The 12,886-nt window shown below is 42.0% G+C and carries 14 protein-coding genes; 1 reads left to right on the forward strand and 13 read right to left on the reverse strand.

Features of this window, described 5'->3' with window-relative positions; all coding sequences use genetic code 11:
* Positions 1-49: 49 nt before the first annotated feature.
* The 6 genes from moaA to mnmG all read right to left on the reverse strand — a co-directional run bounded on the left by moaA (position 50) and on the right by mnmG (position 6,762).
* A complete protein-coding gene (moaA, locus tag IMZ28_RS09775; protein ID WP_197548414.1) occupies positions 50-1,027 on the reverse strand; it encodes a GTP 3',8-cyclase MoaA in 978 nt (325 codons plus the stop codon).
* A 127-nt stretch (positions 1,028-1,154) separates the two neighbouring features.
* Positions 1,155-2,114, reverse strand: coding sequence for a c-type cytochrome (locus IMZ28_RS09780; protein ID WP_197548415.1), 960 nt, complete (start codon positions 2,112-2,114; stop codon positions 1,155-1,157).
* 10 nt (positions 2,115-2,124) lie between these two features.
* Positions 2,125-3,345, reverse strand: a complete 1,221-nt coding sequence (locus IMZ28_RS09785) for a cytochrome b (RefSeq protein WP_197548416.1) — start codon at positions 3,343-3,345, stop codon at positions 2,125-2,127.
* A gap of 10 nt (positions 3,346-3,355) precedes the next feature.
* The gene (locus IMZ28_RS09790; protein WP_197548417.1) at positions 3,356-3,868 is read right to left on the reverse strand and encodes a Rieske 2Fe-2S domain-containing protein; all 513 of its coding nucleotides are present in this window, start codon (positions 3,866-3,868) and stop codon (positions 3,356-3,358) included.
* A gap of 165 nt (positions 3,869-4,033) precedes the next feature.
* The gene (locus IMZ28_RS09795; protein ID WP_197548418.1) at positions 4,034-4,891 is read right to left on the reverse strand and encodes a hypothetical protein; all 858 of its coding nucleotides are present in this window, start codon (positions 4,889-4,891) and stop codon (positions 4,034-4,036) included.
* On the reverse strand, positions 4,891-6,762 hold the full coding sequence (gene mnmG, locus IMZ28_RS09800; RefSeq protein ID WP_197548419.1) for a tRNA uridine-5-carboxymethylaminomethyl(34) synthesis enzyme MnmG: 1,872 nt from the start codon (positions 6,760-6,762) through the stop codon (positions 4,891-4,893). The genes IMZ28_RS09795 and mnmG overlap by 1 nt, the downstream gene beginning before the upstream one ends.
* A gap of 265 nt (positions 6,763-7,027) precedes the next feature.
* On the opposite strand from mnmG, the gene ribE reads away from it, so the two are divergent.
* The gene (ribE, locus tag IMZ28_RS09805; protein WP_197548420.1) at positions 7,028-7,648 is read left to right on the forward strand and encodes a riboflavin synthase; all 621 of its coding nucleotides are present in this window, start codon (positions 7,028-7,030) and stop codon (positions 7,646-7,648) included.
* Here ribE and IMZ28_RS09810 read toward each other — a convergent pair.
* From IMZ28_RS09810 to IMZ28_RS09840, 7 genes are all read right to left on the reverse strand, one after another.
* Complete coding sequence (locus IMZ28_RS09810) at positions 7,642-8,475, reverse strand: tRNA (5-methylaminomethyl-2-thiouridine)(34)-methyltransferase MnmD (protein ID WP_197548421.1); 834 nt, start codon at positions 8,473-8,475, stop codon at positions 7,642-7,644. The two genes, ribE and IMZ28_RS09810, sit on opposite strands and share 7 nt — an antisense overlap.
* A 33-nt stretch (positions 8,476-8,508) precedes the next feature.
* Positions 8,509-8,814: a hypothetical protein gene (locus IMZ28_RS09815; RefSeq protein WP_197548422.1), complete on the reverse strand. Its 306-nt coding sequence runs from the start codon at positions 8,812-8,814 to the stop codon at positions 8,509-8,511.
* Position 8,815: 1 nt separating this feature from the next.
* A complete protein-coding gene (gene luxS, locus IMZ28_RS09820; RefSeq protein WP_197548423.1) occupies positions 8,816-9,325 on the reverse strand; it encodes an S-ribosylhomocysteine lyase in 510 nt (169 codons plus the stop codon).
* A gap of 282 nt (positions 9,326-9,607) precedes the next feature.
* Positions 9,608-10,561, reverse strand: coding sequence for a thiamine pyrophosphate-dependent enzyme (locus IMZ28_RS09825; RefSeq protein WP_197548424.1), 954 nt, complete (start codon positions 10,559-10,561; stop codon positions 9,608-9,610).
* 2 nt (positions 10,562-10,563) lie between these two features.
* Positions 10,564-11,796, reverse strand: a complete 1,233-nt coding sequence (locus IMZ28_RS09830) for a 2-oxoacid:ferredoxin oxidoreductase subunit alpha (protein ID WP_197548425.1) — start codon at positions 11,794-11,796, stop codon at positions 10,564-10,566.
* A gap of 9 nt (positions 11,797-11,805) precedes the next feature.
* The gene (locus IMZ28_RS09835; protein WP_197548426.1) at positions 11,806-12,261 is read right to left on the reverse strand and encodes a 4Fe-4S dicluster-binding protein; all 456 of its coding nucleotides are present in this window, start codon (positions 12,259-12,261) and stop codon (positions 11,806-11,808) included.
* Positions 12,262-12,272: 11 nt separating this feature from the next.
* Positions 12,273-12,836 (reverse strand): pyruvate flavodoxin oxidoreductase subunit gamma, encoded by a 564-nt coding sequence (locus IMZ28_RS09840; RefSeq protein WP_197548427.1) that lies wholly within the window; start codon positions 12,834-12,836, stop codon positions 12,273-12,275.
* Between the last annotated feature and the right edge of the window lie 50 nt (positions 12,837-12,886).

Raw genomic sequence — 12,886 nt, forward strand, 5'->3', positions numbered from 1 at the left:
GTGAGTAATGGGTAATGAGTACTGAGCAATGCCTTATTCCTCATTCTAATCATCCGCCTGTTTCATAAAACGCACGTGAAGAGATATCTTCCTCATTGGGGTTCTCTTCACTCCAACGGTTCTCTTTTGGCTTATCTTTCAATACCTGAGCCAGTACATGGGAAGCACTCTCCACATCACCTTTTTTAATATGCTCCGCAATACTCATTGCTTCATCAAAATAAAGACATGGAATAAGGAAGCCTTCCGCTGTCAATCTGATACGGTTGCAACTTTCACAAAAATCATGCTTATGCGGATCGATCAGACCAAACTCATATCCGTTCTCTTCAATGATATAGTTAAAAGAGGGGCTTGCACCTTCTCGTCCCAAGGCTCTGATCGTATACTTCTCTTTCACTCTAGAAAGGATCTCTTTCCCATGCATACCCCGAAGCTCAATATTGGCATGACGGTTTTCCATATACTCGATGAAACGCACTTTGATATTACGCTCCATGCAATACTCCATAATATCCAGGATCTCTTCATCATTGATCCCCTTGAGCGGTACCATATTGATCTTGATACCCAGACCTACTTCAAGTGCCTTGTCTATACCTTTAAGTACCTGTGAGAGTACATCTTTCTGGGCAATCTTGTGTGCTACTTCGGGTTTAAGTGAATCCAGAGAGATATTGAGACGTTTAAGCCCTGCGTCTTTGAGTTTCTGAGCAACCTGTGGCAGCAAGTAGCCATTGGTAGTCAAGGCAAGATCGATATCCGGCTTATAGTCATGGATCATTTTGACAAAACTATCCAGGTCCTCACGAAGCAAAGGTTCGCCTCCGGTAATACGTATCTTGTCAACTCCCTCATCCATCGCTACTTTTATGAATAGGAAAAGCTCTTCAAAAGAGAGTAAATTCTCTTTAGGTACCCAGGAAAAAGGCTTTTCTGGCATACAATACTGACATCGAAAGTTACAGCGTTCAGTTACTGAAACTCTTAAATAGTTTACGGTTCTACCGTGTCCATCTATTAGCATAATAATCCATATTTTTAGTTTTCATAAGGGTATCAAAATGTAGATAAGAAGAGGATGATTTGTATCAATAATGCAGGGACAAGGCTATGCCTTGTCCAAAAAGGGCCAATCCTTTAGATTAAATTAATCAGTGGTGACCTTTCCAAACTGATTTTTTCCAAAGATAAGCCAGGATCGTAAAGATGAAAAAGAAGAGTAGAACCCATGGTCCAAGTGCTTCTCTTTTTGGCTTGCTTGGATCACCGGATTCTTCAAGATATGCTTTAACTTTTTCATATCCTTCTTTTGTCAATCCTACTCTAGGCATGGAAGTACCCGGAAGTTGTGATTGAGGATTCTCAACGAATGTTTCAAGGAAGTGTTCACTTCTGGCTCTGATTATGATAGAGAGATCAGGTGGCAGTTTACCCATATACTTTTTCACGGCATCCTGTTCATCAAGTACTTTTATCTTATATGCCAATGCATCTTTTTCATACTTGAACTTCGGTGTTTCACCAAGTTGTGTCCACTTCATATAACGCATAGCATGACATCTTCCACATGCTTCTTCGTATGCCTCTTTTGGTGTTACTTCAGCTGCTTTTTTAGCCTTAATATAAGCTACAACATCTGCTATCTGCTGATCGCCTCCCATCATCATTTTGATAGAACCCATAGGGTGCGTAGAAGTGTCTTTGTACTTATGATCTACATTCGATGCCATTGCCGGATCCTTGATCAAGGCAATAAGATATTTCTTATCATAGAGTGCACCTGCATGATCAAGCTTCGGAGGAATAACACCTCCCATATTAATAGGTTGTCCTGTATGACACCCTAGACAGGTAGCGAATGCTGCTTCACCTGCAGCTACATCACCTTTCAGTTTAGAGATCTTTTCTACATCAGCCCAGAATTTCTTCTTTGCCTCTGCAACCTCTTGTTTCCCTTTTGCTTCAGCCTCTTCTATATCAGCTGTGCCATTGTAAACAAAATCGTGTCCCTCTACATGCTTATGCATCTTTGAATGGGCGAACGGTTCAACACCCCAGTAAAGTAGGAGTGTAAAAGCTGCAACGATTCCAAATATTTTTAATTCTTTCATCTCCTACCCCTTATAGCTTTTTTTCTAGTTTAGTAATGATCGGCAAAGCAATCCATAGTGCAAAGAACAACAATGCAGCTACTAGACCAATTGTATTCCAGATACCTTGAGGAGGTAATTTACCCATGAATGTCAAGATGATCATGTCTACGAGCATAATCCAGAACCAATACTTAAACAGTCCTCTTCTGCTTGCCGGAGCCACATTCGGGCTTTTATCAAGAAACGGTAGCATAAAGAAGATCACCTGTGCGATAGCAAATGCGATCAATCCAAGGTCTTTAGAGAATGGTCTCAGGATCTCATAACTCCAGAGGAAGTACCACTCCGGATAGATGTGCGGCGGTGTTTTCAATCCGTCTGCCGGGTCAAAGTTTACCGGGTCCATTGCAAATTCAAAATGGTAGAATACCAGATAGAAGAAGAAAATAAAGTAGATACCCATTACAAAGACATCTTTACTCAAGAATACCGGGTTGAAAGGAATAACTTTAGACTCTTTTACTTTACCCGCTTTATAGAGTTCCGCAGCTTCTTCAAAATCAAACTCTTCACCATCCTGGTTGTTTACATGCGGAATTCTAAGTGTACCGAAGTGTAGTACAATAAGCCCTATGATCACCAAAGGAAGCAGTAATACATGCAGCATAAAGAATCTGGTCAGGAAAGCATCTCCAGGAACATAATCACCTCTGATCCATTCAACAAGACCATATGCTTCAAGTGAACCGCCTGAGAATAGGTTGGTAATAACCATACCTGCCCAGTAACTCATTTGTCCCCATGGCAGCATATAACCGGAAAAAGCTTCTGCAGAGAAAGTAACAAAAAGAAGCATACCTGAAAGCCATATCAGCTCTCTGCCTCTCTTGTAGGAACCATAGTAGATACCAACGAACATATGGATATAAATAATAAGGAATACTACAGATGCTCCTACACCGTGAATATGTCTCCAGAGCCACCCGTACCCAACTTCAGACATGATCGTATAGTTAACGGAATCAAATGCAAGATTTACATCCGGCTTGTAGTACATGAGCAGCATGATACCACTGACCAGCAGCAGTCCGAATGTTGCTGCAAGCACCATTCCCATTGCCCAGAGGAAGTTAATGTTCTTTGGGATCCAGTATTCTGTAGAAAGTACTCTTTTGAGGGTACTCACCGCCAATCTTTCGTCCAACCATTTTTGAGAGAATGGTTTTGCGTTTTCGTCAAAATGTGCCATTTTTCTCCCCTTATGCCGTTAAACCGGCTTCTTTCATTTTCTTGTACTCTGGGCCTTCTTCTCCAAGTACGACTTTTGTTCCCTCTACTTTAAATGGCGGGATCTCCAGTGGACTTGGCGGTGGACCGAAGATCTGGTGACCACTTGCATCAAACTCCCCTCCGTGACAGGCACATTTAAACTTATGCTCATCTGCTGCATATGCTGGGATACATCCAAGGTGCGTACAAAGACCTACTGCGACAAGGAACCTGTCTGAACCTACAATAACATCTCTGTCATCCGGTTTCATATCCTTTGATTTTTTCAAAACAAAGATCGGTTTACCTCTCCACTTTTCAACATTAAGCACGTTTTCCTGTGCCGCACTCACATCTATTGTTGTAAATCCTGCTGCTTTTACACTTGGCAACGGATCCCAAGTACGTTTCATAGCATACAAAGCACCGATACCGCCAAGTGCAGTGAAGCCACCCAATGCCATACCCATAAAGTCTCTACGACCCTTAGTATTGTCAGCCATACTTTATTCCTTTCTTGATAATAATAATTTTAACTGTTTATTATAGGAAAAATGGAATAAAAGGAGGTTGATTTAGCTCAAGTATCCATAAAAGTCAATAAAGTGTTACAATGGGTAAATTAAGACCTTTTTTATCTTAATTCACCTCAAAAGTTAAGGATTTGGTTAAAGATTTTGTAATATTTCCTTTGCACACCAAGGCGACAGTGCCTCTCCTGTCTCCTCTTGAGTTGATTCCTGAAGCGCTTCTTTTAGACTTTTGGCATCAAACCCTGCAATTGTCTTTATACCATACCTCTGTAACAGCTCCTGTGTATACAGCGGCTCTTTCTCCCAAATAATATAGATCGTATCTGCTCCGCTTGCTTTTGCCTCCAAGGCAGTTTGTGAGGAGCAGGTCACCACTGTTCTGCTCTCTTTGATACTCTCAATATACTCCTCTGGCTCGATCAGAGAACTAAATATCTTTGCAAGATCATCTTCATATTTGACAAAGAAGTAATGCCCAAGAATAAGATCCATGTCAAATTGCTTAAAAAAATCACCATTGCCTAGAATCGTTTTGTCATAATCGGCATCTCCAAGAAAAAAACGCACACTTTCAACTTTGTCAATCAACTCAAAATACTCTCTGTCAATGATCACTGAATCAATACATCTGTCACTCTCACATGCTTCCCTGAAAAGTATTTCACCATGGATCGACTTATCATCTCTGTCATGTGCAAAACGCCATACCTGCTTAAAATCAGCCACATACTTTACCAGACGACCATGGTCATCTTCGTTCGAATCAATGATAATGCTGTCTCCCATTTGGGCGATTGCATCAATATCCTGAATGGTCTCAATTGTGACATACTCTCTCAAACCATGCTCTTTAAGTGCAACTCCTGCACGAAAATCGTTGACAAGCAGCTGACATGACACTCCTTCTTCCTGCAATGCCTTGATCACGGCCACACCGCGTTTTGCTCTGTCAAGCCCTATTTTATGTCCCGTGTACGCATAATAATATAACATTACATTTTTCCTTTTTGTTTCATTTTAATATAAACATGTAAGATCTCTATCGCCGCCGGTGTGACACCGGAAATCTCCGATGCTTCAAAAAGTGTCGGGGGATTGGCTTTTTGAAGTTTTTCAACAATCTCATTACTCAAGCCGGAAACTTTGTCAAATGCAAAATTTTCAGGTATTTTGATCTTCAGCATATCTCTCATCTTGTCGATCTGCTGCTGCTGCTTCTCTATGTAACGGCTGTATTTTGCTTCAATGAGTATCTGTTCAATCACCTCAACGTCATATTTATCAAATTCAGGAAGTAGCGTAACCAGTTTTTCACGATCAAAATCACCACGTCCGATCACGTCCATCCAGCAGGTTCTGTCATTGATCTTTACAGCACCGATCTGCTCCAGCTTGGCCAGAAACTCTTTTGTCGGTGTGACATCATTTTCACGTAAAAATTTCAGCGCCTCTTCGATCTGAGCTTTCTTCTTTTCAACTTTCTGCACATAGATGTCATCAAGTAGCCCAAACTCTTTTCCATAATGCGAAAGTCTCATGTCTGCATTATCTTCACGAAGAAGTAGTCTGTATTCAGCCCGGCTTGTAAACATCCGGTAAGGTTCTTTGGTCCCTTTCGTCACCAGATCGTCAATAAGCACACCAATGTAGGCTTCATCCCGTCGAAGTATAAACGGCTCCTTCCCCTGTACTGAAAGGGCTGCATTGATCCCGGCCATTATCCCCTGTGCAGCTGCCTCTTCATATCCTGTAGTACCATTTACCTGCCCGGCAGTATAAAGCCCTTTAACCTTTTTTGTCTCCAGCGTATGTTTCAACTCGGTCGGATCGACATAATCGTACTCTATAGCATACCCGTAGCGTACGATCCTGGCATTCTCCATTCCTTTAACCGAACGTACCATCTCCAACTGAACATCGATAGGCAGAGAAGTACTCATGCCATTGATATAGTACTCTGTTTCATCGATGGTCTGCGGCTCTACAAATACCTGATGTCTTGGTCTGTCCCTGAAACGGTTGACTTTATCCTCAATACTGGGACAGTAACGCGGCCCTACCCCTTCGATCTGACCTGAGAACATCGGTGCTCGGTAAAAGTTACTCTCAATGATCTCATGGGTATGTTCATTGGTATAGGTTACATAACATGGTAACTGTGTCGGATGAAAAGTGCTTCTGTCCGTTCTGAATGAAAATGGCGGAGGAGGAGTATCACCTGGCTGTATCTCCATCACAGAAGTATCGACTGATTTTGCATCGATACGTGCACATGTTCCTGTTTTAAGACGGCCAATGTTAATACCCAGTCCTCTCAGATATTCAGCAAGTTCTATAGAGGCAAACTCTCCCTGCCGTCCCGCTGTCTGCGTCTTGTCTCCAATATGGATCAGTCCATTAAGAAAGGTTCCTGCAGTGATGATCACTTTGGGAGCCATATAGCGGTTACCCAATTGTGTAGTTACACCTTTAACCTCACCCTCTTTAATGATCAACCCGTCTGCGATCTCCTGTTTAACGTCAAGATTCGCCGTATTAAGCACTACATTACGCATGTAGATACGATATCTGTCCATATCGATCTGAGCACGAGTACCACGTACTGCAGGCCCCTTGGAAGCATTAAGAGTACGAAATTGAATACCTGTTGCATCTGTACAAAGCCCCATCTCACCGCCAAGTGCATCTACTTCTCTGACCAAATGCCCTTTGGCAAGCCCGCCAATGGCCGGGTTACAGGAACTGGCCCCTATCTGCTCTGCCAGGATCGTGATCATCAGTGTCTTCACACCCATTCTGGCAGAGGCTAGAGCAGCTTCGATACCTGCATGTCCTCCACCGATTACTATGACATCATAATTCATTCAAAAAACTCCGTTTTTGAATTAGGAATGAGGAATAAGGAATGAGGAATTATTGTTTGCATTGCTTGGCACTGCCTTTATAAAAGTAATGCTGTAGGTTACCTGCAATAACTCTCAACTCTGTTATTCCTAACTACTAACTCATTTTCGCTATAATTGAACGAATTATATCTAAATTAGATAAGGGACTATCTCTCATGAATTACAAAAGCTTTTTGCCCAAAAGCATACCGGCACTATTCACTCAACTCCAAAGGAGTTGTTGATGTTTACAGGTCTTATCCGCGAAATCGCTACCGTTAAAAGCTACCGGAATAATATACTCTCCATTCAGTCGGAACACAAAGCAAAACTTGGAGACTCGATCGCCATTAACGGTGTCTGTCTGACTGTCATAAAGATAAACAGTGACGGATTTGACCTGGAGCTGGCTGATGAAACACGTTCGATCATTGACGAGAGCAAGATCAGCAACAAAGTACATCTGGAGCCGGCCATGCAAATGAATGACCGTTTTGAAGGGCACATTGTTCAGGGACATATCGATTGCATAGGGGAGGTGGTTAAAATCACGAAACGGGAGAATGGCACTGATTTTATCATTAAAGTAGATCCAAAATATATAGTCTACATAGTTCCCAAAGGTTCCATTACCATAGATGGAATTTCTCTGACGGTCAATGATGTCCATGATGACAGATTCAGACTGACCATCATTCCCCATACACTTGAAAATACATTAATGAAAGAGTATAAAACAGGTACAAAGCTTAATATCGAAACTGATCTCTTCGCACGGTATATTGATCATATTCTCTCTCATCGTTCCAAAAAGAAAAAAACTATGAGCTGGGAAGAGGTTGACACAATTGTAATGAGCTATTGATAGTCACTGTCCCTAAGACTTCGGCCATTGGGATTTCTCTGCTTTTTCAACTCCATATCTATCCACTCTATGTTAGGGGTCAGCCCCTTTCTTTTCGGTGAAGCTATCAATGAACGTCTGGTATTCGGTGCATCATAATAATGCAGTTCAAAACCATTTTCATAGAGTCCCATGCGAGTAGAAGCAGCAGTTGAGTATGTGGTAAGCACAGCATCTTCAGTGCAAAGAGAACGGATGTCAGCAAACCACTCTTTTGTCCAGAGCAGTGGGTTGACCTTGGGACTGAAAGCGTCTTGATAAACGATATGAAAGCATTGGGTGCTGAGCGTTGAGTACTTCGTATAATTGTTTTTGATCATATCCTGAAGTGCTTTACGGGCATCACCAATGATAACCTCTATTTTAAACTGTTGGTCTTCGTAGTAGAAATTCTCACTGATCGCTTCTATAATGGGTTTTAAACTGTCAAATTCCGAAGGGTAGTCAAACCCTTGCAGTGACCGCACCAGTGCTTCATCAAACTCCGGGGAGATGATATGCAACTTGACAGGCAGATTGTTTTTCTTTACATGATAAAGTGTTGCCAGAGTGTTATAGCCCAGACCGTAACAAATATCCAAAATAGTCAATGACGTTTTGTCTTTATGCAGATCAAAAGCCGGATAGACATGTTTTTGCAGACTTTCATTGAGTGCTCCATCCTTGGGAGAATGGTAGGACTCGTTGAACTCTTTGGAGTAGAGAGTCACAGAACCATCATTACTGATGATCGTTTCCTTTCTGGATCTTAATTGAGGGGCATACCCCTTCCACTCCTCGCTCCTCACTCTTCACTCCTTACTTGACAAAGCTTTGCTTCATCACAGTCCTATCTCATCCAACTCTTTGAATTTGAACGCTTCAATAATATCTTCGATTGTTTCTTCTTCCCTGACAACAAGTACCATCATTCCCTCATTCATATAGTCAAGGTAGTTCTCAAACTTGTTGGCAAGAATGACAAAGTCAACCCACTCTCCGCCAAGCTCTTCGATAGAGTTGTAAAACTCCAGTGACTTGATACATCCTTCATCAAAATTGATCAGTGCCCACTTTTTGGCTTCAAGCTGCGGTACTATTTTAGAGGCTTTGCCTTCTTCTTTCTCTATAGGTATCCAAATTAACATTCTACAAACCTTTAAGAAGTTTCTTACTGAGTTTCAACTCTTCATTCTTCATCACACCTATACCCCTGTCCAGTACAGTACGTGCAATCTCTTTTGCCTCTTTGAGTGAGTGCATCTTGGAGGTACCACACTGATAGATATTAAGTTCGGGGATATCCTTTTTACGTTTGACGTTCAGAATATCCTTCATAGACTCTTTCCATGCTTTGGCAACTTTCTTCTCCGAGGGGCTCCCAAGAAGTGACATATAAAAGCCCGTACGGCAGCCCATCGGTGAAATATCGATAATCTCCACTCTCTTGGAGTTAAGATGATTCCGCATAAACCCTGCGAAAAGATGCTCCAACGTATGCACACCCTTTTCAGGGAGAATCTCTTTGTTGGGTACACAAAAACGAAGATCGAATACTGTGATATCATCTTCACACGGTGTCTTCATGGTCTTTGCTATCCGGACTGCGGGTGCGATCATTTTAGTATGATCCACTGTAAAACTGTCTAATAAAGGCATATCTTTTCCTTTTATAATTTTTCAAATTATAACGGAAAAAATGAAGAGTGAAGAGTGAAGAGTAAAGAGTTTTGGAAAAATTGGCCTTGCCAATTTATTTTATTGGGAAAAGTAACATATAAAGAATCTCAATACTTAGAGTAAAGTGTTATAGAAGTAGATAGGTTCAAATTTATCACAGAGAGTGCAAGCACAAGGGGGTAGGTGAAACGAGGGAATGAACATAGAAGAACATGACCGAGTGGAACAAAGCCACTCGGACAAAGGTATACTGAAGTCGACTTATACGCGAGCTTCTTCACGACGCTGTAGCATCTCCCAATACTCATCCACACCTTTCTGGATCTCATCGATAACGTGTCTGTATTCAGGTTTGAAGAGGTGTTTATAACGACCTTGTGCACCAAGATAGTCTTCAACAGAGATCACATTTTTAGGTCTGTAAAGAATATTAAGCTCATGACCATCAATAATCTCATAGATCGGGAACATCAAAGAGTCTGTTGCAAGGTCTGTGATATTGATCGTATCTTTTGGATCGAACCTCCACTCTGTACAACATGGAGAAACTGTATTGATAAAACATGGCCCTTCTGTTTCAAGTGCCTTCTGGAAACCTTTTGCCATGGATTTCCATTTGTTCGGAGCCAACTGTGCAACGTACGGTGCGCCATGTGCTGCCATAATCGCTACAATATCTTTTTTCTTCTCTTTTTTACCGTAAGAGTGTGTACCTGCCTGTGCAGTTGAAGTCGTTGCACCAATAGGTGTAGCAGAAGATCTCTGCCCTCCGGTATTTGCATAGTTCTCATTATCAAGACAGATATAGGTAAAGTCATGTCCTCTTTCAAAAGCACCTGAAAGCCATTGGAATCCAATATCAAATGTAGAACCGTCACCACCAAATGCAACAAATTTCACAGGTGAGTCGGGATCTTTCAGTGTACCTTTCTTCTTTCTTGCTTTATACATTGCTTCCGCTCCACCGGCAGCTGAAGCAGCATTTTCAAATCCGATATGCATCCATGAAGTATCCCATGATGTAAAAGGATAAACTGCCGTTGAAACTTCCAAACAACCCGTATTGGTCGTAATAACGAGGTTATCATCCGTACAGTTCATCAATTCTCTAACGATCATCGAGTGCGCACACCCTGGACAGAGTGTATGTGCTCCTTCAAACCTGTCATTGTTTGTAGAAAATTCTTTTAAGTTTTTAATTGACGTAATTGCCATAATTAGCTCCTTTTAGTCTGAAAGAATCCAAGGTGTGGTCCTCTAAGTCCAGAGAACTGTTGGATATCCGTTGTAATATGTCCTGCATCAGCATTCGCTTTCTGCTCCATAAATATTCTTTTTGCTTCACTTACTGCAAAATCTCTACCGCCAAGACCATAGATATAGTTTGTTACAAGCGGTCTGCTTGCTGTAGAGTAAAGTGCTGCGGATACTTCATTGAAAAATGCACCCATTGCACCACCTGGTGCAGATCTGTCAAGAACGGCGACCGATTTGACATTTTCAAGTGCATCCCTTACCTGGTCGAGCGGGAACGGTCTAAATACTCTGATCGCGACTACACCGGCTTTTATACCCTCTTCTCTAAGCTCAGTTGCTGCAACCCTTGCAGTTTCAACTGTTGTACCAAGTGCAACGATCGCTATCTCAGCATCATCCATCATATAGGACTCTACTCTTTTGTATTTACGACCGCTTATTTTTTCAAACTCTTCAAATACCTCGTCGATGACCGGTCTTGCATCCATCAGTGCTTTGTGCTGTTTTGCCTTATGCTCAAAGTGCCAATCCTCTTCTGTCTGTGCACCGTATGTTACGGGTCTTGAGAAGTCAAGCATATCATCAACAGGATCAATATCTCCGACAAAATTGTATGCCACTTCATCACTTAACGGATACACATTCTGCGCTGTATGTGAAGTGATAAACCCGTCCTGGTGGACCATAACCGGAAGTCTTACCGAATGGTTTTCACCGATCTTGAATGCACATAGTGCAAGATCGTATGCCTCTTGTGAATTGAATGCACCCATCTGGATCCATCCCGAATCACGCCCAAGATACATATCGGAGTGGTCACCACGTACATTGAGCGGTGATGCCAATGCACGGTTAACTACATTCAGTACGATCGGGAGTCTCATACCTGATGCCTGGTAAAGTACCTCGACCATCAATGCAAATCCCTGAGAGGAGGTTGCAGTAGAGACACGTCCGCCCGCTGCAGAGGCACCGACACATGCTGACATTGCCGCATGTTCAGACTCAACCATAACGAACTCACCATCAATATAGCCATTTGCTACATAAGCACCATAATTTTCAACGATAGGAGTAGACGGTGTAATAGGATATGCTGCAACAACATCTACACGTGCCTGTCTCAATGCCTGTGAAGCAGCATAGTTACCATCCCAAACTTCTCTTTCCTGTAAATCAAATTTTTCTGCCATAACAGCCCCTTACTTTTCTTTTTTCTTTTTTTCTGGCCATTGAGACAATGCCGTCTCGAGCTCTTCTTGCTCACTGAACATCAACAGTGATTTTGGATTTGTAGGACATACTTCTACACATACTTCACACCCTTTACAGTGATCATAGTCAATCCCCAGCATCTGCTTGTCTCGTGATATGATTGAAGAATCCGGACACCATACCCAACAGTTTTGACAGTCAATACAAACATCAATATTGAATACCGGCTTTTTTACTCTCCATGAAGCAACCGTTGCAGTATAGGAGTTGTAGTCGGAATAGTTTCTCTCTTCTGCTTTCAAATGTACGATATTGGATGCATCTCCCTCAAATGAAGGAAGAACACTTCCCTGTGTTACTTCATGCCATCCAAACAGATCCTTTCCTGCTTCAAGCTCATGGATACCTCTGTTGTCCTGTGCACATAGTTTTAAATCTTGCATTGTCGCTCCTCTTACTTGACTTCGTTATACGCTCTTGTAATTGCCTGCATGTTGCCATCAATAATCTTCTGTGGGAACTTTGCAAGAACTCTCTTCATATTTTCCAAGAAATAATCCAATTCAAACATCCCTGAAACTTTAACGAACGCACCAAGCATCGGGGCATTCGGGATCGATCTTCCGATCGTATCCAATGAAATTTCGATACAGTCTACAACATACACTCTATCAGCTTTGTCTTGCAATGCCGGGATCTGCGCGATGAGATCCTCTTTGCTCAAGTGTGATGTAATGATATATTTCGTTGTCTCTTTGTCATTCATGGTAATATCATCAGTCATTGCCAAAGCAGGGTCGATCACAAGTACATAATCAGGATACATAAACTTCTCATGTGTAATGATCGGCTTGTCATCGATTCTGTTATAGGCTCTAAGGGCTGCCCCTCTTTTTGCTGAACCGTAAAGTGCGAAAGCCTGAACCTCTTTACCAGTAGTAGCGACAATGTCACCCAAACTCTTTGCACCGGTTACGGCACCTTGACCTGCACGGCTATGCCATCTGATCTCTATCATAGTTTCTCCTCTATAGTGGTTAAGTATCTGAGTATACACCCAAAATACTA

It is taken from the genome of Sulfurovum indicum (genome assembly GCF_014931715.1).
Lineage (GTDB): Bacteria > Campylobacterota > Campylobacteria > Campylobacterales > Sulfurovaceae > Sulfurovum > Sulfurovum indicum.

Excerpts from the sequence above, each read along its gene's own strand:
- luxS (WP_197548423.1), bottom strand. The coding sequence starts at position 9,325 with ATGCCTTTATTAGACAGTTTTACAGTGGATCATACTAAAATGATCGCA.
- IMZ28_RS09825 (WP_197548424.1), bottom strand. The coding sequence starts at position 10,561 with ATGGCAATTACGTCAATTAAAAACTTAAAAGAATTTTCTACAAACAAT.
- mnmG (WP_197548419.1), bottom strand. The coding sequence starts at position 6,762 with ATGAATTATGATGTCATAGTAATCGGTGGAGGACATGCAGGTATCGAA.
- IMZ28_RS09790 (WP_197548417.1), bottom strand. The coding sequence starts at position 3,868 with ATGGCTGACAATACTAAGGGTCGTAGAGACTTTATGGGTATGGCATTG.
- IMZ28_RS09785 (WP_197548416.1), bottom strand. The coding sequence starts at position 3,345 with ATGGCACATTTTGACGAAAACGCAAAACCATTCTCTCAAAAATGGTTG.
- IMZ28_RS09840 (WP_197548427.1), bottom strand. The coding sequence starts at position 12,836 with ATGATAGAGATCAGATGGCATAGCCGTGCAGGTCAAGGTGCCGTAACC.
- IMZ28_RS09795 (WP_197548418.1), bottom strand. The coding sequence starts at position 4,891 with ATGTTATATTATTATGCGTACACGGGACATAAAATAGGGCTTGACAGA.
- IMZ28_RS09815 (WP_197548422.1), bottom strand. The coding sequence starts at position 8,814 with ATGTTAATTTGGATACCTATAGAGAAAGAAGAAGGCAAAGCCTCTAAA.
- IMZ28_RS09835 (WP_197548426.1), bottom strand. The coding sequence starts at position 12,261 with ATGCAAGATTTAAAACTATGTGCACAGGACAACAGAGGTATCCATGAG.
- IMZ28_RS09780 (WP_197548415.1), bottom strand. The coding sequence starts at position 2,114 with ATGAAAGAATTAAAAATATTTGGAATCGTTGCAGCTTTTACACTCCTA.
- IMZ28_RS09830 (WP_197548425.1), bottom strand. The coding sequence starts at position 11,796 with ATGGCAGAAAAATTTGATTTACAGGAAAGAGAAGTTTGGGATGGTAAC.
- ribE (WP_197548420.1), top strand. The coding sequence starts at position 7,028 with ATGTTTACAGGTCTTATCCGCGAAATCGCTACCGTTAAAAGCTACCGG.
- moaA (WP_197548414.1), bottom strand. The coding sequence starts at position 1,027 with ATGCTAATAGATGGACACGGTAGAACCGTAAACTATTTAAGAGTTTCA.